Below are 20650 nucleotides of genomic sequence, written 5' to 3' on the forward strand. Positions count from 1 at the left end.
AGAGACCCGATATGTATCGGGTCTCTTTTTTATCAGATCGTTGCTGGAAATGAAACAAAGAATATGCTTCCTTTCGGTTGATTTTCTTCCACCCAAATTCTTCCACTATTCTTCTCTACAAACTCTTTACATAATTTCAAACCTAATCCGGTTCCTTTTTCATTCATAGTACCTCGCTTGGAAACAATATTCGCAGAAGAAAATACATGATCCCTCAGTGCCTTATCCATTCCGTCTCCCTGGTCTGCTATTGAAATGATCACTTCATGATTACGTGTATAATGATGGATATCTATACTATGATTCTTAAAACTGTATTTGATGGCATTGGATAGTAGGTTTCTCAATACCAGTTGGAGATGATCGGGGTCAGCCCAAATCGGGCCTCCTTCAGATCGCACATTCACTTTGATCTCTTTATTTTCCAGTTCAGCTTGCATCAATGATAATACCAGACTGATCATTTGATTGAAATCAACTTTTTGAGGCTTTGCTTCAATACCTTCCAACTGACTGTTACTCCATTTCAATAAGTTATCGAGTCCGCCTTGCAATTGTTTTACCTGTAATGAAATATGTTCTGTGAGTTTATTGAATTCTTCCGAGGTCAACAACTGTTTATTTACAAGATCTAATGTGTTACGGAGTTGAGCAATGGGTGAACGAAGATCATGCGCAATGATCGAAAAGAGTTTTTCTTTAGTTGTATTCGATTCAGACAGTTCAGCATTTTTTTTCTCGAGGTTCAATTGACTTTCTTGCAACTCTTTTTCATAAAAGATCTGTTCATATCGATAGTAGAGTAACCCAAGAAAAGCCAGGATCAAGGCACTGGTCATATTGATATTGACCCTGTATTCAGGAAACGCTTCGATCATCCAGATAGTGGTATCGGTAATTCGTATGAACACAAAACAAAAAATAGTAATTGCAGAGAGGAGGGTGATCAGGATAGGGCGTTTGAAGATAATATTGATGATCACCAAATTTGCGATCAGAAAATATTCATTCCCATTTTGAAATTTAATAGCGCTTAAACAGATACTGGCTGTTGACAGAATATTTAGGATCAAACGAGCCGTTTGTATGTATTTATAATAGTTGATAAAGAGAAAGATCAATCCTCCTGTCGTATTCAAGGTTAATAAGCCTACATTCCAATAATGGCCTTCATAAATATTGATGGGAATGAAAATAAGGTTATGAAGCATTCCTAATGTAACACAAAGATTCAGCACCCTTGTTTTCTTCAATTCAATGGGGTCTAATGCAGCGTGAATACCAATATCTAAGATGCTTCTTATTGCTCTAGGGATGTACATACAGGGGTCACAAATATCGTTCTTGAAAATTAAGTCATCTACTGAGAAAACTCTTGTTTATTTTTGCTCTTTATGAACAAATTCTTGATCGTTGGGCTAGGTAATATTGGCGAAGAGTACAAGCATACCCGTCATAACATTGGATTTGATGTGGTGAGCGCATTTGTGTTGAAGCATGGGGGCTTTTTTAAGCTGGATCGTTTGGCAGAAGTAGCGGAAGTGAAATGGAAAGGCCGTTTATTTATTTGTATCAAACCCACCACTTATATGAATTTAAGTGGGAAAGCGATGAAGTACTGGATGGATAAAGAGGGGGTTGATATTTCCAGGACACTTACCATTGTAGATGATCTCGCATTACCTTTGAGCAAATTGAGGTTGAGGGGATCCGGTTCGGATGCCGGTCATAATGGATTGAAGGATATTCAACTTACTTTAGGCACTGACCAATACCCCAAACTGCGTTTTGGTATTGGTAACCAGTTCCCGAAAGGTCGACAGGTAGAATTTGTGCTGGGCAAATGGTTGCCGGATGAACAAAAGATCATTCAGGCAAAGATTGATAGATCCGTGGAGATCATAGAGTCATTTGCTACTGTTGGGTTAGAGAAAACCATGAGTCAGGTAAATAACCTGAATTTTTTATAATATAAGTCTGTTTCAGACGTTATTCTTTCATAAGATTTGTCCATGATCCTGTGAAAAACATCAGACCTTTTTAGGAACAGATGTTTTTGATGTCTGGTTAACATGATAAACGTACGAGTATGAAAATTTTTTGTGTAGGCAGGAATTATGCAGATCATGCAAAGGAACTGGGAAATGCAGTTCCTGAGGAGCCTGTTATTTTCATGAAGCCGAAATCTGCACTTCTTCAACCCAATGCTCCTTTTTATTATCCTGAGTTTACCAATGAGTTACACTATGAAGCTGAATTGGTACTGAGGATCTCTAAAAATGGTAAATACGTTCAAGAACATCAGGCATCTAAATATTATGATGCGATTACCGTAGGAATTGATTTTACAGCGAGAGATATCCAGGCAGAACTGAAAAAGAAAGGGTTGCCCTGGGAGAAAGCCAAAGCATGGGATCAGTCTGCAGTTGTAGGCAAATGGGTACCTATTCAACCGGAACTCATGCGTTCACCGATACAGTTCTCTATGAAAAAAAATAAAGAACTGGTTCAGGACGGAAATACTTCTCACATGATCTTTTCCTGTGATTATATTGTGGCTCATATATCACAGTATTTTTCACTCAATATTGGTGATCTGATCTTTACCGGAACTCCTTCAGGAGTAGGTGAGTGTGTGGTTGGAGATATTTTGGAAGGTTATCTCAAGGAAGAAAAAATGTTTGAATTAGAGATCAAATAATCATCAGGAAAAAGAAGATCGTCTTAATTAATGCTTACCCCGGAATTACTTCTCAAGGCATATCAACTCATGGTCACCGCAAAGTCCATGTGTGATACTTATGATGCCAATAGACAGATCTGTAAATATGTACATTCTACTTCTCGCGGACATGAAGCCATTCAACTCGCAACTGGTATGCAATTGCTGCCTTGCGATTGGGTGAGCCCTTATTATAGAGATGATAGTATCATGTTATCCATCGGTTTTCAACCGTATGAACTAATGCTTCAACTGTTGGCCAAAAAAGAAGATCCCTTTTCCGGGGGAAGATCTTATTACTGTCATCCTAGCAGCAGAGATGAAAATCGTCCCTTCATTATTCATCAAAGTAGTGCCACCGGTATGCAGGCCATTCCAACAACAGGATTGGCGCAGGGTATTCAATATTTAGAAAAGACACAGCATAATAAAATGCCCACTACCGACGGTCAATTACCGATAGTAGTTTGTTCTTTAGGGGATGGAAGTGTTACAGAAGGTGAGGTCAGTGAAGCCTTACAGTTTGCGGTACTCAAGCAATTGCCGATCATATACCTGGTACAGGATAATCAATGGAGCATCAGTGCTTCTGCGGAAGAAGTGAGAGCTATGAATGCCTATGATTATGCACAAGGGTTTAAAGGGTTAAGAAGATGGCAGTGTGATGGCAGTGATTTTATTCGCAGTTATGAAACCATGGCGGAAGCCATTGCATATACAAGAACGGAAAGAAAACCTGCATTGGTTCATGCTAAAGTGCCTTTATTAGGACATCATACCAGTGGTGTACGAAGAGAGTTTTACAGAAGCAGGGAAGATTTATTGAAGCATGGATTGTATGACCCACTTCCCAAATTAAGATTATTACTTACTGATGTAGGAATTGCAGAACATGTGATCACAGATATTGAGAAGCAGGCGGAAGAGAAAGTACAGGCAGATTTTCAACGTGCACAAACAGCACCGGATCCCGATCCGCGTTCGGTTGAAGAACATGTTTTTGCTCCTACACCTATTACCGAAGAAAAAGGGCAACGTAGTCCTAAGAATGGTGAGAAAGTTTTGATGGTAGATGCAGCATTACATGCTATTGAAGAACTGATGGAAGAATATCCTGAAGCAATTCTATATGGTCAGGACGTAGGCGCCCGTTTGGGTGGTGTATTCAGAGAAGCAGCAACATTGGGTGAAAAATTTGGAGAGCATCGTGTTTTTAATACCGCAATTCAGGAAGCCTATATTGTAGGTTCTACTGCGGGGCTCTCTGCACTTGGTATCAAGCCCATGGTAGAAGTACAGTTTGCTGATTATATCTATCCAGGCTTCAATCAATTGGTAACAGAATTATCAAAATCTTGCTATCTCTCTAATGGCAAATTCCCTGTAGGGATGGTCTTAAGAGTGCCAACCGGTGCTTATGGAGGGGGAGGACCTTATCACAGTGGTAGTGTGGAAAGTACTTTACTAACCATTAAGGGGATTAAAGTGGTGTATCCATCGAATACCGCTGATATGAAGGGTTTACTCAAGGCAGCATTTCATGATCCCAATCCGGTGGTCATGCTGGAGCACAAGGGATTGTATTGGAGTAAAGTACCCGGCACAGAAGATGCAAAAATGGTAGAGCCTTCGCGTGATTATCTGTTGCCATTGGGTAAGGCTAATATTGTGTTGGCTGCTGATATTTCTCGTGTGAAAAAGGGGGAAACGGTTTGTATCATCACCTATGGAATGGGTGTTTATTGGGCAAAAGCTGCCGCGGCTCAGTTCCCCGGACAGGTTGAGATCGTTGATTTAAGAACCCTGCATCCATTAGATGAAGAAATGATCTTTAACCAGGTCAAAAAACATGGCAAAGTGCTGGTTTTAAGCGAGGAGCAACAAAATAATTCCTTTGCAGAAGCATTGGCCCTACGCATTACCAACCACTGCTATCATTTTCTGGATGCCCGTGTAGAAGTGATGGGGGCATTGAACCTGCCTGCGGTACCTATTAATCTGGTCTTAGAAGCCGCCATGCTCCCCAATGCCCAAACCGTTCAAGAACGGATCGCTAAATTGTTGGCATACTAAGTATGAACCCCTATATTTGCACCCCGTAAATGAAAATTTACACATGGCGGGGTAGCTCAGGTGGTTAGAGCGTTGGATTCATAACCCAAAGGTCTCGGGTTCAACTCCCGATCCCGCTACGATATAAGGAGCCTTCTCATCAAGGCTCTTTTTTTGTTCATAACCTAAAGATCTCGGGCCGAGACGATTAGCTTTTGTATGTATAGTTAAAAATTTTATTAACTTTCTTATATCGGAGTTTGGTAATGCTTATTTTATCGAAGTATATAGTTATTAAACTTAGTCTATGATTAGTTTTATAAAGATTCGATCTGTAGGTAAGCGGATAGCTATATCAATTGGTTTATTATTCTGCATTGCTTTTTTAGACCTATTTATTTCTCCAGAAGTAACAATTGCTCCACTTTATGTAATTCCACTTATATTATTTGCTGACGAGGAGCGAATTTCTAGTACCTATTGTATTTTGTTTGCTATTCTAATTCCATTTATCTGGTCATTTATTGATTATCATAAACATGATTATACCAAGGAACTTTTTCATATTGTAAATGCTTTAACCAAAGGGTTTTTAACTGTTATTTTAGTCATCGGGATTAGGCAGTACAAATTTTTGAAAGCTACTAAAATTGAATTAGCTGCTTCAAAAGAAAGTTTAGAGCAAACCAATAGTGAACTAAATAAGTTCATAGGTATGGCAGCACATGACATACGAAATCCAATAGGATCAATATTAATGTGTACTGAAATGATGTTAGAAGATGAGAATACAGCAGAAGAATCTAAAGAATGGTTAAGCATGATTCGCATAACTGCTCAAAATTCCTTGGATATTGTTTCTGATACTTTAAATATCAGTAAGATTCAGTCAGGTACAATCGATTTAGTCATTCAGAAACTTGACTATAAACAGCTTATTAATGATGTTGTTGTATCCAATCAATTTATGGCTAATCAGAAGGGACAAAAAATCATTGTTAAGGCAGAGGATACTCAATTAGAAGTTAATTGTGATAAAGGTAGAATTACGCAAGTTCTAAATAATTTAATCACAAATGCGATTAAATATTCCGAAAAGAATACTGAAATAGAAATTCAGATAGCTAAAAATAATGGTGAAACAATAAAGACAAGCATTATTGATCATGGTTTAGGCATTGATGCAAAATATCATGATAAACTTTTTGATCCATTCGTCACTACTGATAATAAGCCTACAAATAATGAGTCAAAAACAGGATTGGGATTGGCAATTGTAAAAAAGATAGTTGAATTACATCATGGGAATATTGGGTTTACCAGTGAAGTAGGCAAGGGCTCAACTTTTTTCTTTGAATTACCTGTTTATTCCGATTAGTCTAATATGATTTTTAACTTAATGATTTGATTATCATAACCCAAAGGTCTCGGGTTCAACTCCCGATCCCGCTACGATACAGAGCCTTCTTATGAAGGCTCTTTTTTTGCTTATAACCCAAAGGTCTCGGGTTCAACTCCTGCCGTACTTCATAATATTCTAAAATGTCCACTGTTTTAGCCGGAAATGGCTTATCTGATTTCTAAATACGTGCATTTGGCCACTCAGTTACTTTTTTCGATTCATTGACTTCTAGTGAAAGTCGATAATAAATATTTTCTCCTAATACAGGTGGATCATACGTAGCTAATGGTATGATTTAAATTATTGCTGCTTATAGATGGTTTCTTTTCCATTTAAAAATCACCTGGGTGGTCATTTAGCAGGTCAGAATGGTCATTCGGTAAAGAGTTGATAAGTTGTCTTCTGGCACTGATTCATTTTTGCCTCGTAAAACAAAATATTTATCAAAAAAAGTAAGCAATGAAAAAAGGAATCTTATTCGCATTTCTAGTGACTGCAGCGATAGCTGTTAATGCTCAAAGTAAAAGTAAAATTAAAGGGTTAGGTGCCGGTATGGTATCAGTAACAAATGTTGATGGTAAAATGGCTTTAAATATTGGTGGATATGGTGGTATCCTGATCAATGATAAGTGGACATTTGGTGCATCAGGTAATAACTTCTTCTTAAGTAAACGCATTGGTGCCGAAAATAGAAAGTTTCAATTTTCTTATTATGGACTGTATAATGAATATCGTTTTGGACAATTAAGAAATGTACACATCTCTGCCGGTATCACAACAGGTATTGGAGCACTTCATACAAAATCAACAGGAGTAAAACCGGAGTATAAACTTGATGGTAAATGGACGCCTGTCGTTCAACCTAAATTGATCTTGAATATACCTGTCACATCTTTTATGCAGGTCCAGGTTCACGGATCTTACTTAATGACAGGTAAAACAAATAACATGGGATTTACCAAACAGAGAATGAATGGGGTTGATGGTGGAATTAGTTTGTTATTCGGTGGATTATAAATGAATAAAAATGAAACCAATGAAACAAATATTATTCTTAGCACTATCGGTCATCACTTTACTTTCATGTAAAAAATCAGAGATTCAAAGTGCTACTATCAAAAAAAGTATCATTCAAGTCAACCAAAAAGCAACTGAAGTTGCCTATGCTGAAGGTGAGTTGGGTACCATTGTTTATGTAAGCGGATATAATTCTGAGCTGGATAATTGGAATTACATGTACAATATGCACGATGGACGATATGGCTTCTTCGCTTATAACCGACCAGGTGTAGGTAAGTCAGAGAATGTGCAAGGTGTGAGAAATGCTACTGTTATCGTTAACGAATTGAAAAAAGTGTTAGATGCAGTGAACGCTAAGCCTCCTTACACACTCGTAGGGCATTCAATGGGGGGTATTTACGCACGTCTTTTTTACCACAAATATCCAACTTTAGTAAAAGGGATTATTTTAGTGGACGCAACGCATGAACGTCAGCTTGATACTTTAATGACAATGATTCCTGCTGATAAACGACAAGAGTTCTCTGCCATTCTGGAAGAACAACTGAATCAAGCTTTAGCAGTTATGCCTGATGGAGCGGTAAAAGAAGAATTCAGATCAAACTTCAAGGATAATTATGCAATTATCAAAAACTTTCCTCCCATCACTGAATTGCCAATGGCTGTTTTGACAAGTATTAAACCGAGTTCTGAAGAGCCGGCTCCAATAAAAGCAATCATAGAGGCATTACACAGAGAATGGGCTACGGCAGCAGGATCAAAAGGCTGGTTTATTGCTACATCAAATAGTGGACATTACATCCAGCTCGACGAACCAAAATTGGTGAGGTCGGGTGTAGAATGGATCCTAAATCAGTAAATTACATCTATAAGGCAACCGGATAACCCCGGTTGTCTTTCTAGTATATGAATAAGGAATTCAACAGAATTATTCTGTCTATCATTTTGGGTGCCCTGATCAGTCTTGTTCAGGACATTGTTATACATGGATTACCTGTTCATTTTCATGAAAATGTTCTTGGTGAAATATTATTTGCATCTTGTTATGTATACTGTTTCTTTTGGATGACCCGCTTTTTAATGCGTGGCTTTTTTGCAAAAACCATTCGAGGTGAAAATGGGAAAATGGAAGTGCTTATTAATTTTATTAAAGCAGAATTGATTGGACTTATAATGCTTTTTTTAATAGGGATACTATTAACCGTCCTGATAAAACAATCAATAGACATCAAGCTTAAAGAACTTTCGGAGTTTCGTTTTATAATGGTGTATTACTTTTTTATTAATGCAATCTTATTCAGTGTAGAAGTGGGACTTCGTGTATTTCGATTATATAGTCATGAGAAGGATGCAAAGCATCAAGCTGAGCAGTCGTTCATGCAAGCTCAGTTGCAAATGCTTCGTCAACAATTAAATCCTCATTTTCTATTCAATAACCTCAATATCATAGCCGCCACGATCAATACCAATCCTAAACTCGCACATGATTTTACGAAGAGCATGGCTGATTTTTACCGTAAGGTTTTGGAAACAGAGAGGTCGGGGTGGATAACACTGAAAGAGGAGCTTAAGACGGTGAAGTCATATCTCTATATGCTTAGTGTTAGGTTTGAAGATAAGATCAACTATGAGATCAGTATTCCTGAAGAAATACAGATGAGTTATTTTGTTCCTGATTTTATTTTACAACCTATAATAGAGAATATTATAAAGCATAACCATTGTAGTAAACAGGAACCTTTGCAAATTGTTATCAGACTTAATGAGTCAATGCGTTTGGTAGTTTCAAATAATCATAATCCAAAGAATGTAGCAGACGAAAGTCTTGGTATCGGATGGTTTAATATTAAAAGTCGTTATAAATATCTTGGAGCTGAAATGCCAATCAAGTACATAATCGGTAAAACTTTTTTTGTGGAAATACCCATGGTAAAACAATCTTAATGAATGTATGCATTATCAAGTTGTAATTGTCGAAGATGAAAAATATGCTGCACAATATCTGAAAGATACTTTGGCAACCATAGCTCCGGATATGGAGGTTGTAGCAATTTTAGACAGTGTCGAGTCTGTAAAACAACAACTGCCATTATTGAATGTGGATCTTGTTTTGGCTGATATTCATCTGGATGATGGTATTTCCTTTTCTGCATTTGAATTTTTGCAATGGAAAAAACCTGTGATTTTTATCACTGCTTATGACGCCTATGCAATAAAGGCATTTAAAACAAGTGGTATTGATTATTTATTAAAACCATGTGATGAAGAAGAGCTTAGTATAGCACTAGATAAATTTCGAAACAGTCAGGTACATCAAAGTGTTGAGTCACTGTACGAAAAAATCAAAATGCTGGCAACAGAAAAAAATAATTACAAGGAAAGATTTGCAGTTACTTTAGGTTCCAGATTACTCTCCATTCCCGTTGCAGAGGTGTCTTATTTTTATTCGGCCAATAAGGTCATTTTTATTGTAAAGTCTGATGGACAGAAACTGCCATATTCCGGAAGTTTAGATCAGCTCTCATCATCTGTTGATCCCAAACATTTTTTCAGAGTCAACCGAAATTTCTTGATCACACATCAGGCTATTGAGAAAATTGAAATTCATGCAGGAAGAAATGTAGTGGTGCATATTAAACCCGGAACTGGAAGCGATTCTTTGGTGCAGGTAAGTAAAGACCGAATTGTAGAATTCAAGTGTTGGTTAGACTATTGAGGTTGGGGTAATAGAAGTGATATTACTAGTTCAAAACCATATTTTCACATGAGTATAAAAATCAGGATCACTTATATTGACAACGTTAAAGTATTTCTTACTTTTCTAGTTGTATCGCATCATGCAGCCCAATCCTACGGACCTACAGGAGGAATGTGGCCTGTTCAAGACATCGTAAATGCTGATTATCTGCGATATTTTTTCTTTATCAACGCATCTTTTATGATGGGCCTATATTTCTTTATATCAGGCTACTTTATGATGTTTAGCTTACAAAGAAAAGGAGTCACAGTATTTATTTCCGAACGACTGAAAAGGCTTGGAATTCCACTGATCTTCTTTACATTATTTGTTTTTTTGCCTTTCAATTATTTCCTATCTGATTCCAATGAATCGATCTTATCTTTTCTTTATCAAACCTATTTTTTTGAACCACCCAAGGCCGTAGGGCATTTGTGGTTTGTCGCCTCTTTATTGGCCTACTCTTTCTTATTTCTTTTAATGAAAAGAGGCTTTAAGCGTTTTAGTAAACTTAAAGCAGTACAGATAACCTCTATTCATGTTGTGGGATATATCGTTGTGCTGTCAATCAGTTCCGGCTTGATACGTTTGCTCTATCCTATTGATGTTTGGAAAACCTGGATAATACCAGTCGAAGTTGCCCATATACCGCAGTATCTGAGCTTATTCTTTCTGGGTATCTTTTTTCAAAAGACAGATTCATTGAAATTTTTGAATCCACAAAATGGGCTATTGTTCTTTTTTGTATCTGTATCGGCTTTTATTATTCAATTTTTCCTTCCAGAATCTTTTACCGGGCATTGGCTTATTCAAAGCTCATTAGAGTCTATGTTATGTGTTGGATTGTCTATTGGTATTATGAGTTTATTTAAAAGTAAATTAACTGCACAGACGAAAATATTTCGATCTTTATCAGAAAATGCATTCGGTATATATTTAGTTCATGTATTTGTCGTCATAATCCTTCAAAAACTATTATTGAAACTAGAATTGGACGCGACCAGTAAATTTCTCATGGTCAGTATAGCTGCTTTTGTAGTGTCTTATTTTTTCACTTATTTAATTAGACTGATTCCTGTGATAAGGAAAGTTATATAGCTGAGACATTCCACTATAGAGATATTTATTCCTAAACAAAGTACAACTTATATGAAGTGCTGATATTTTTAGCATTACGATCCTAGTATAAATAAGATCTTTCAATTAAAATTTGTAAATTCCTAAACCAAAAGGTCTGCATATTTATTAATCCCTGGCTATGAAATCTACTCAATCAGATAAGATCAAGTTTTCCAAAGTTAAGTTTGGAAGAAGACCACGTATTTCTGATGAACGGACATTCAAACTCAGCGGATACCTTGATACCCAAAATGAACTTCCAATACCCAAAAGACATAACTGGGGCAAAAAGATCAAGAAAGATAAATGGGGTGTTATGGGTAATTTCAGAACCAATTTATGTACCTGTGCTGCGGCAGGTCATCTTATTATGGTATGGACCTCTAACACTTCTAAACTTCAACGCCCCCAAGAAGAAGATATTATGAAGGCCTATTGTGACCTAACCAATTACAATCCTGAAACGGATGAAAATGACGAGGGAGTTGAAGCATTGAAGGTGTTAAAATATTGGCGAAAGAATGGGATTGCGGGTGAGAAGATCATTGCATTTGCAGAAGTGGAGGACGGTAATCACGAGCAATTATTAAAGACCATTTACCTGTTTGGGGGATGTTATGTAGGTTTGAATTTGCCTAAATCAGCAGAGCGACAATACAATACAACCAAGAAATGGACAATTCCAAGAGGTGGGAAAAAGAAAGATGCCAAAAAAGGTTCTTGGATCGGACATATGGTTTTGGTTACAGGCTATAATAAGGATGAATTACGTGTGGTAACATGGGGCAGAGAGATCACAATGACCATTGATTTTTGGAAAGAATATGGAGAGGAATCTTATGCTGTGTTCAGTGAAACATTCATCAAAAATGATAAAACACCTACCGGCATATCAGTAGAAGTACTTTTGAATGATATTGAAAATCTAAAAAAACAAAAGCAGGATTAATATCCTGCTTTTTATTGCTATGCTGTTAGATCACAACAAATGATCTTCTAGATTATATTCTTTTTGTAAGAAGATCAAGGATACTAACTCCCGTTATTAGGAACTCCGCCAAATTTCATTGGCTTGGCTTTCTTTTTTGCTGCTGCCTTCTTTTTAGGAGCTGCTTTTTTCTTTGGGGCTGCTTTTTTCTTTACTGCCGCCTTTTTCTTGGGAGCTGCTTTCTTTTTTGTTGCTACTTTCTTTTTAGGAGCTGCTTTTTTCTTTGCCGCAGCTTTTTTAGCTGGAGCAGCCTTCTTTTTTGGTGCGGCCTTTTTCTTCGGCGCAGCCTTTTTTGCTTTTGGCATAATTAATGGGTTTAGGTGAAAAATATAAATGGATTGGATATTTCATACCAACCATTTACGGTAAAATAAGTAATTTAATTGAGAAAACCTAGTTTACACAAAGATTGTAGCAGATGTTTGGTGAACAAAATAAACTAGGGAATCGAATGTGTCTATCATCCGTAGAAAAGTAGTTGTGCCATTTTGGTGATATGTGTGTGAAATGAAATAAGATTTTTCGACTTTGTAGCTTTATAAATAATATATTAACAGATAATCATCGCTCAACATTTTTAAAATAATACCTGCGAATGCTTTTTTATAAAAGAATATTGAATCTGGGTTCATTTATCCAGGTATTTATTTTGGTTGCTTTCTTATGCATGTGTGGATGTAATGAGCCCACACAGAACACAATGAATACCGAAGCATTAAACCTTACAATCAAGAAAAGCAGTTCGCAAAACGAAGTTGGATATAAAGCACCTCAACAATATTTCTTAGCGAATTTACCGACCCCTAAAAAAACAAAAATCACAGGTGTTCAAACATCTATTGGAAATCAAGAGAGTTCAGCGAATCATTTTTTTATCGATAAGAATACCAATCTCCCAATTCCTGAAGAAGCACAGGGTAAAGCCCTTTTCACAACATACACAAGCGATGATGGTCTTGCGTTGGATCAGGTGCATAGCAGTTATAAAGATCGAAACGGACATCTTTGGTTTGGTACCAATGGAGGTGGTGTAAGTAGGTTTGACGGAAAAAAATTTACCAACTATACGAATCTACATGGGCTGGCGAGTAATATTGTTTGGAGTATTCTGGAAGATCGGAATGGAAATATATGGTTTGGTACCGATGGTAATGGTGTGAGCAAATATGATGGTAAAGTCTTCACCAATTACTCTACCAAAGAAGGATTATCAGGCGATGTGGTTTTTAGTATCAAAGAAGATCGAAAAGGAATGTTATGGTTTGGTACTTCAGGAGGTATTACTAAATATGACGGGAAAAGATTTTCGAAGTACACTGTTACTGAAGGATTATATAACAATACCATTAAAGATATTCTCGAAGATCGAAAGGGAGATCTTTGGTTTGCTACATTAGGTGGCGGAGTGAGCAGGTACAATGGTAGTAGTTTTACAACGTATCGTTTAGGGAATGGATTAACCAGTGATACAATTAGAAGCATTTATGAAGATGTAAAAGGAAACATCTGGTTTGGTACCAATAGTGCAGGTTTATGTAAATATGACGGGGTTAGATTTGTGTCTTATACCATCAAAGATGGACTTGCAGGTAATAAGATCATGACGGTTAGGGGTGATTCGAAAGGAAATATTTGGATCGGAACCAATGGGGGAGGTGTTAGCAAATTCGATGGTAAAAAATTTATCAATTACACATCCCGAAACGGATTGGAGAGCAGTAGGGTTCCTTGTATCACAGAAGATGATAGAGGCAACTTATGGTTTGGAACATTTGGTGGCGGTGTCAGTAAGTTTGGTGGGAATGGGTTTAGTAATTATACGGTAAAGCAAGGTCTTCCTAATAATATCATTTATGGTATAACAGAAGACAGGTCCGGAAATCTTTGGCTGGGTAGTTTTGGAGGAGGTATTTGTAAATATGATCTTAAAAGCTTTACCGGATATAGTCTTGCGCAGGGACTTTCAAATTATAATATTTATTGTGCGGCTAAAGATTCAAAAGGGAATTTATGGTTTGGCACTTTTGAAGGTGGTGTGATACAATTTGATGGCCAATATTTCACTCAATATACTACTGCAAATGGGTTGGCAGGTGATATTGTTTTTTGTATCAAAGAAGATTCAAAAGGGAATCTGTGGTTTGGTACTTCTACAGGTGGTGTCAGTAAATTTGATGGAAAGAGTTTTGTGAATTATACCCAGGAGCAAGGGCTTCCTGTGAATGGAGTGTTTTGTATCACCGAAGATTCATCCGGTGATCTATGGTTCGGCACCTATGGTGGCGGCATCAGTAAGTTCGACGGAAAATCTTTCATCAACTTTAATACACAACAGGGTCTTGCAGATAACACTGTATGGACGATCACGGAGGATAACAAAAAGAATCTGTGGTTCGGTACACAACAAGGATTAAATATGATGACCAAAGAAATGGTCAATACGTTTCATTTTTTATCTTCAAAGGATACGGTACTGACAAAACCAATATTTCAAACCTATACGATCCGAAATGGGTTGCCGGATAATTTTGTTACTCAGATCGTAGAGGGCAATGATCATATACTGTATGTTGGAACCAATTTAGGGATGTTCGAACTGATCGCTGATTCGTCAGCCGATCAAACACAACCTTCATGGCATGTTGGAAAAGTTTTCAATACCATTACCGGCTATCCTATTAAAGATGTAAATGCAGGTCAGGGAGCTATGTACCTCGATAGCAAAGGAATCATTTGGATCGCAACAGGGTCAGAGAAAACAGGCCTGGTTAGGTTTGATCCTACTGCCATAAGAAATACATCTTCAAAACCACCTGTTCTCGTTATTCAAAAGTTGAAGATCAATAATGAAAATCCTATTTGGAATGATCTTGACTCCTTAGGTGTAGATCATGATAAGGCTGTTGTGATCGAAGAAATGAATGCCTTTGGTCGACAACTGAATGATGATGAAAGGGTGCAACAAAAAAATAAGTTTAAGAAGATCAAATTTTCAGGTATCAATAGTTGGTATCCGATTCCACAGGACCTGGTATTACCTTATGAAAGAAACAGCATTGGTTTCGAATTCAATGCAATTGAAACCGATAAAAATTATCTGGTCAAATATCAATATAAATTAGAAGGATACGATAAGGATTGGAGTCCTTGGACCAACACCACAACAGCCTCTTTCGGAAACATTGATGAGGGGTCTTACACATTCATGTTAAAGGCTCAAAATGATCAAGGATTGGTAAGTGAACCTTTGATGTATACATTCAAAGTATTGCCACCATGGTGGAGAACCTGGTGGATGTATGTATTCTATGTAGTGGCTGTTTTTGCCGGTATAACATTTGTTTTTCGTTGGAATACCAGAAGAATTTTACAACAGAAAAAAACATTGGAACAAAAAGTTGTTCTTGCTACACAACAAATAAGACAAGAAAAAGAAAACGTTGAAATACAAAAACAAATAGCAGAGGACACTTTGAAGCAATTGAAAGATACCCAAACTCAATTGATTCAGTCAGAAAAGATGGCTAGCTTGGGTGAATTGACTGCAGGTATCGCTCATGAAATTCAGAACCCGTTGAACTTTGTCAATAACTTCAGTGAAGTGAGTGCAGAATTGCTGGAAGAAATGAAACAGGAGATCGATAAAGGTAATTTGGATGATGTAAAAGATATTGCAGGAGACATACAACAGAATCTGCAAAAGATACATTATCATGGGAAGCGTGCAGGTGATATTGTCAAAGGAATGCTACAGCATAGCAGAAGTAGTTCAGGACAAAAGGAACCCATTGCAATCAATAACTTATGTGATGAGTATTGTAGATTGGCCTATCATGGATTAAAGGCCAAAGACAAAACATTCAATGCAGGTTTTGAAACGAAATTTGATGAAAGTATCGGGGTGATTCAAGTGATGCCACAGGAGATAGGTCGCGTTATATTGAATCTTATCAATAATGCACTTTATGCCGTCAATGAGCGAAAGAGATCGGGTGAAAAAGATTATGAACCAATGGTATTCATTGAAACCAAGAAGCATGAAAATGAGATCAGCATTACAGTTGCGGATAATGGTATGGGTGTTCCGGAACATATAAAAAGTAAGATCTTTCAACCCTTCTTTACAACAAAACCTACCGGAGAAGGAACAGGTCTGGGATTAAGTCTGAGTTATGATATCATTACCAAAGGACATGGAGGAAGGTTGACCTTGGAGTCGGAGAGTGGCAAGGGTACTAAATTTATCATCCACTTGCCCGTATGATTTCTTGCAAATGAACGAAAGCCGTCTATCTATTCATCAGATCGAATAGGGTATTTTATGTATGGCTTAAAAACTTCAAGGTTTACCACACTGTATTTATCCACTCATCCTAAAATGATAGAGGAGCTTTCATCTTCGGGTTGCTTTGGTTATCTTTCACACATGAAAACCAACACCAACTTTCTGCGAAACAGTCATATCAGGTATATGGCTTCGCTTTTTGTAATGGTTGCCTTTTGCACCACTAGTCTGACTTATGCTCAGCGTCCCGGATTCGGTCCTGCGCAATCCATCAAAGACCCAATTGTAGATGCGATCGTAAAAGAAGCAACAGAAAATTCCCAATTAGAAAAATTGGCGCATGAATTAATGGATGGTATCGGACCAAGATTGGTCGGAAGTCCGAAAATGAAGCAAGCCAATGATTGGGCTGTTTCAAAATATGCAGGATGGGGAATTTCTGCCCGCAATGAAAAATGGGGTGAATGGCGTGGATGGGATCGTGGTATCACACATGTGGATATGATCTCACCATGGGTAAAGTCATTAGAAGGTATGCAACTTGCATGGAGTCCTAGTACCGGCGGAAAAACCGTTACTGGCGAAACCATTGTCCTCGCTGATGCAGCTGATTCTATTGCTTTTCAGCAATGGCTTCCTTCAGTAAAAGGAAAATTCGTGTTGGTATCAATGGCACAGCCAACCGGTAGACCCGATTATAACTGGGATGAGTTTGGTACGAAAGAATCCATTGAGAAGATGAAGAAAAATCGTACTGAGTTAACGCAGGCATGGCAAAGAAGAATCACCAAATCAGGATACAATGCTCGTACACTGGCTATCGCATTAGAAGAAGCAGGTGCATTGGGTGTGATACAATCCAATTGGTCACAGGGTTTTGGTGTCAATAAAATCTTCAGTGCGAACACCAAAAAAACACCAACGATTGATCTTTCTCTGGAAGATTATAGTTTGTTGTTTCGTTTGACAGAATCAGGCAGTAAGCCACAAATCAGTGTTCGTGCCGATTCTAAAGAAACAGGTGTACAACCTACCTTCAATACGATTGCAGAGATCAAAGGTTCTGAAAAGCCTGATGAATATGTGATCCTTTCTGCGCACTTCGATTCATGGGATGGTGGTACAGGTGCAACAGACAATGGTACCGGTACTCTTACGATGATGGAAGCGATGCGTATTCTGAAAAAGATTTTACCTAATCCTAAAAGAACGATTCTTGTTGGACATTGGGGAAGCGAAGAGCAAGGATTGAATGGTTCACGTGCATTTGTGGAAGATCACCCTGAGATCGTTCAGAATATGCAGGCATTGTTCAATCAGGATAATGGGACGGGTCGTGTGAGCAATATTTCCGGACAAGGCTTTTTGCATTCTTATGAGTATATCAGTCGTTGGTTGACTCGTGTTCCTTCAGATATTCGTCAACACATCACTACTAACTTTCCCGGCTCTCCTGGTGGTGGCGGATCAGACTTTGCATCATTCCTGGCAGCAGGTGCACCCGCTTTCTCATTAAGTTCGCTGGGTTGGTCTTATGGAAACTATACATGGCATACCAACCGCGATACGTATGATAAAATTGTTTTTGATGATGTGAGGAACAATGCAATCCTAACTGCCATTTTAGCCTATATGGCTAGTGAAGACAATACCAAGACTTCACGCGAAAAAATTGTATTACCGATCAATCCAAGAACCGGTCAGCCCGGACAGTGGCCTACTCCTACAAAAGCCACACGTAAAGGCGGATTGAACTAAATAATTTATTGTCCTTTTCTCTTAAATGCCCTGTATGCTTATCATACAGGGCATTTTTATGTAGTATAATCACTACCGGATGTATCAGAACACCTACCGTTTTTTAAAGGGAAACGTTATTGCGAAAGGGTGAAAAGCGATCTTACTTTGTTAAACTGAATCGGTTCTTTTTACGTAAATAAAAGAGCAGGATGCAGAGGTTTGAAATCCAATATCCACCCCCCTAATGAAATTCACTGTATAAAAACAGTGGAAGGGATTAGATAACCTAAAAACAAAGTATATGTTCAGGAAAGTAATGGTTGTGAATGATGATGAGATTTCTTTGTTTGTATCCAGTAAAATGATCAGCAAAACAGCTTTTGCAGCTGATGTGATCACCGCGGGAAATGGCCTCAAAGCTTTACAGGTATTTGATCAGTTATTACTCAATAGTAGAACGCCTTCAGATGTACCTGAATTAGTATTTCTAGATCTTCATATGCCGGTGATGGATGGATGGGAGTTTCTGGAATTATTCTCTGAAAAATATGCGTACATATTTCCTTCAGTTCGTTTTGTAATTCTTTCTTCTTCGATCGATCCTGATGACATTGTGAAGTTGAATCGTTTTTCAATCGTGATCGATCTCATTCGTCACCCGATCAGTTTTGAGATTTTGAATGAGTTGAAAGCGAAGTATGGAAAAATGAGTTTTAATTTCCCCCCGATAAATCATCAACAGGATGTAACAAAGCAAATGATTGCTTAAGTCATTGGGTTGGTAGTGAATCAATAAAATACCTGATTGCGGTGGAGCGGATTAACACAGCGATTGTATTGGATGAATTCATTACCACCCATTTTTTATTCCGGGCAATCCAATTTGGTTAACACTTTTCTCTTGTTAAAAGGATGAATACTTAACATCAGGTATCCGCCACCACTTAGATTTTTGATTTGCTTCACCCATTGAAGATTATGTAAGCCCAATACCAATGGACCGGCTTTAAATGCTGCACCTATGTGAAACTGATTTTGACTATTATATTGGATGGGTAGATAAAACCCCCAATTTAATGTCTCCCACCTTGGCGTAACAGTCAATAAATTGATTTCTCTTGATAAAAGTCTTCTGAAGCCGGATGTGCCATGAAGATTGATACTTAAGTCTGTATTCAAGTACAGATTATTTCCAAAAGACCTGTCAACATTAATGTTCAATCTGGTTGGGTTGCCGATCTTAAAACGATTACTGATATTTTCAGAGGTTGTAAAAATCGTTGCTAAAGAATCTCTCAAATCTCTTCCCGATTCAATATTGGTGAACTTTCTATCTACATCAATGTCTGTGATTGACGGATCAATATTTCTGAATTGTCCGCCGTATTCACCTGATTTAAATTTATTGGCGCCCAAATCCATTAAAGCAACACCTATTTTCCATTGATAATTGATGGCATTATTTTGCTGGTAGCTATTACTGTTTTCTCCGTATAATAAATATTCAGCGCCAATACTTAATCCCAATCCTGTTAAACTGTTCTTGATGAAGCTGCTGGAATTTGTTGAACCGGATGGCGATTCATCATAATTGGATGAGTATCCAAAGGCACTACCTCCGGTTATAAAATTGTATAAAGTATCAGTAGATGTTTTTGTTTCGAGATAACTCAGTTTATTGACCCTGGCAAAGGCTCCGGAAATACCTTTCATGATTTGAACCGTGATACCTCCCGTGAGTTTACTGTTATAGGTTTCATGTATGACATGCGAATAATTCAGATCTGCCTCTAACCAGCCAGTGTGTGTAGCAAAACCTTCCAAATAAGGAGTCATTCTGTTTTGTACAATAAAATCATGGATACTGTATATCGAGTCACTGGCTGAGATCGGTTCAGTTCGGATGTGATTATAAGTCCTTGCTCTTAAATTAATGGCGAAAGCATGTTTATTATTCGGCTTGTATAAAAAATTGAATAGGCTTAGATCGACATTGTTGTGCAGGAATCTGTTTTTGAAAGGGTGTGTAAGGAAAACAGAGTCATTTCGCATGAACAATGAGTTCGTGCTCACCTTCGCTTGCACTGTAAAAAAAGTGAGGTCCCATTTATATGCAGCATTCACTGAAGCAGCTGGGTTATTTCTAATTCCCGTGCTCCCTGCATAAGCTGAACCGTATGTAGCAGTATAGTTTTGTCCGTTACTATGGATAGCAATAAAGACCAATAAGATAAGTATGGAATAGCAGTTCTTCATACAGGGGTAGATACCTTTTGTGTAACTACTGTTGCTCTAAAAATATCTAAACTATGTTAAATCAGCTAGTTGATAGAGATATTGCCAACAAAAAGTCCTCTGTAGAAACAGAGGACGGTCTTCGATTGCTTGCCATATAAGAAAGAGGTCATTTGTCTGTTAATACCCCACTGATCGATTGCCGATAAAGATAAATATTTTTGTCACTCATTAATATATTTATTTAAATAATATTATAAAAAAGGTGACTTTTTACTTGATAATGACAAAAAATTAATCATTTAATAAACATTAAAAATAATATAATATTATAAAAATAATAGCCTGAT

Annotated in this window: 16 protein-coding genes and 1 tRNA gene; 14 read left to right on the forward strand and 3 right to left on the reverse strand. The window is 37.5% G+C overall.

What is annotated here, in order from left to right; genetic code table 11:
* Positions 1-32 precede the first annotated feature (32 nt).
* Positions 33-1322, reverse strand: a complete 1290-nt coding sequence (locus tag ABXG83_RS12905; RefSeq protein ID WP_353549282.1) for a HAMP domain-containing sensor histidine kinase — start codon at positions 1320-1322, stop codon at positions 33-35.
* Positions 1323-1394: 72 nt separating this feature from the next.
* Here ABXG83_RS12905 and pth point away from each other — a divergent pair, with 72 nt between their 5' ends.
* The 11 genes from pth (at position 1395) to ABXG83_RS12960 (ending at position 12001) form a co-directional block, all read left to right on the forward strand.
* Positions 1395-1970 (forward strand): aminoacyl-tRNA hydrolase, encoded by a 576-nt coding sequence (pth, locus tag ABXG83_RS12910; protein ID WP_353549283.1) that lies wholly within the window; start codon positions 1395-1397, stop codon positions 1968-1970.
* A 119-nt stretch (positions 1971-2089) separates the two neighbouring features.
* Positions 2090-2701: a fumarylacetoacetate hydrolase family protein gene (locus ABXG83_RS12915; RefSeq protein WP_353549284.1), complete on the forward strand. Its 612-nt coding sequence runs from the start codon at positions 2090-2092 to the stop codon at positions 2699-2701.
* A gap of 69 nt (positions 2702-2770) precedes the next feature.
* Positions 2771-4795, forward strand: a complete 2025-nt coding sequence (locus ABXG83_RS12920) for a thiamine pyrophosphate-dependent enzyme (RefSeq protein ID WP_353549285.1) — start codon at positions 2771-2773, stop codon at positions 4793-4795.
* Between the two features lie 45 nt (positions 4796-4840).
* Positions 4841-4914: transfer RNA gene (locus tag ABXG83_RS12925), tRNA-Met, on the forward strand.
* A gap of 167 nt (positions 4915-5081) precedes the next feature.
* The gene (locus ABXG83_RS12930; protein ID WP_353549286.1) at positions 5082-6152 is read left to right on the forward strand and encodes a HAMP domain-containing sensor histidine kinase; all 1071 of its coding nucleotides are present in this window, start codon (positions 5082-5084) and stop codon (positions 6150-6152) included.
* Positions 6153-6635: 483 nt separating this feature from the next.
* Positions 6636-7193, forward strand: a complete 558-nt coding sequence (locus ABXG83_RS12935) for a hypothetical protein (protein WP_353549287.1) — start codon at positions 6636-6638, stop codon at positions 7191-7193.
* Between the two features lie 19 nt (positions 7194-7212).
* Positions 7213-8055 (forward strand): alpha/beta hydrolase, encoded by an 843-nt coding sequence (locus ABXG83_RS12940; protein ID WP_353549288.1) that lies wholly within the window; start codon positions 7213-7215, stop codon positions 8053-8055.
* Positions 8056-8141: 86 nt separating this feature from the next.
* Positions 8142-9140, forward strand: coding sequence for a histidine kinase (locus tag ABXG83_RS12945; protein WP_353549289.1), 999 nt, complete (start codon positions 8142-8144; stop codon positions 9138-9140).
* Positions 9141-9147: 7 nt separating this feature from the next.
* Positions 9148-9912, forward strand: a complete 765-nt coding sequence (locus ABXG83_RS12950; RefSeq protein ID WP_353549290.1) for a LytTR family DNA-binding domain-containing protein — start codon at positions 9148-9150, stop codon at positions 9910-9912.
* A 48-nt stretch (positions 9913-9960) separates the two neighbouring features.
* On the forward strand, positions 9961-11031 hold the full coding sequence (locus ABXG83_RS12955) for an acyltransferase (RefSeq protein WP_353549291.1): 1071 nt from the start codon (positions 9961-9963) through the stop codon (positions 11029-11031).
* 160 nt (positions 11032-11191) lie between these two features.
* Positions 11192-12001, forward strand: coding sequence for a hypothetical protein (locus ABXG83_RS12960; RefSeq protein WP_353549292.1), 810 nt, complete (start codon positions 11192-11194; stop codon positions 11999-12001).
* A gap of 83 nt (positions 12002-12084) precedes the next feature.
* On the opposite strand, the gene ABXG83_RS12965 is transcribed toward ABXG83_RS12960, so the two are convergent.
* Positions 12085-12345 carry a hypothetical protein gene (locus ABXG83_RS12965; RefSeq protein ID WP_353549293.1) on the reverse strand — a complete coding sequence of 87 codons (261 nt, stop codon included), beginning with the start codon at positions 12343-12345 and terminating at the stop codon, positions 12085-12087.
* 290 nt (positions 12346-12635) lie between these two features.
* Between ABXG83_RS12965 and ABXG83_RS12970 the strand changes: the two genes are divergently transcribed.
* From ABXG83_RS12970 to ABXG83_RS12980, 3 genes are all read left to right on the forward strand, one after another.
* Positions 12636-16304, forward strand: coding sequence for a two-component regulator propeller domain-containing protein (locus ABXG83_RS12970; RefSeq protein WP_353549294.1), 3669 nt, complete (start codon positions 12636-12638; stop codon positions 16302-16304).
* A gap of 162 nt (positions 16305-16466) precedes the next feature.
* Entirely contained in the window at positions 16467-18083 is a 1617-nt protein-coding gene (locus ABXG83_RS12975) for a M20/M25/M40 family metallo-hydrolase (RefSeq protein ID WP_353549295.1), read from the forward strand.
* Positions 18084-18366: 283 nt separating this feature from the next.
* Complete coding sequence (locus ABXG83_RS12980; protein WP_353549296.1) at positions 18367-18834, forward strand: response regulator; 468 nt, start codon at positions 18367-18369, stop codon at positions 18832-18834.
* A 95-nt stretch (positions 18835-18929) separates the two neighbouring features.
* On the opposite strand, the gene ABXG83_RS12985 is transcribed toward ABXG83_RS12980, so the two are convergent.
* The gene (locus tag ABXG83_RS12985) at positions 18930-20321 is read right to left on the reverse strand and encodes a hypothetical protein (RefSeq protein ID WP_353549297.1); all 1392 of its coding nucleotides are present in this window, start codon (positions 20319-20321) and stop codon (positions 18930-18932) included.
* Between the last annotated feature and the right edge of the window lie 329 nt (positions 20322-20650).

This window comes from Sediminibacterium sp. KACHI17 (assembly GCF_040362915.1).
In the GTDB taxonomy this organism is placed as follows: domain Bacteria; phylum Bacteroidota; class Bacteroidia; order Chitinophagales; family Chitinophagaceae; genus Sediminibacterium.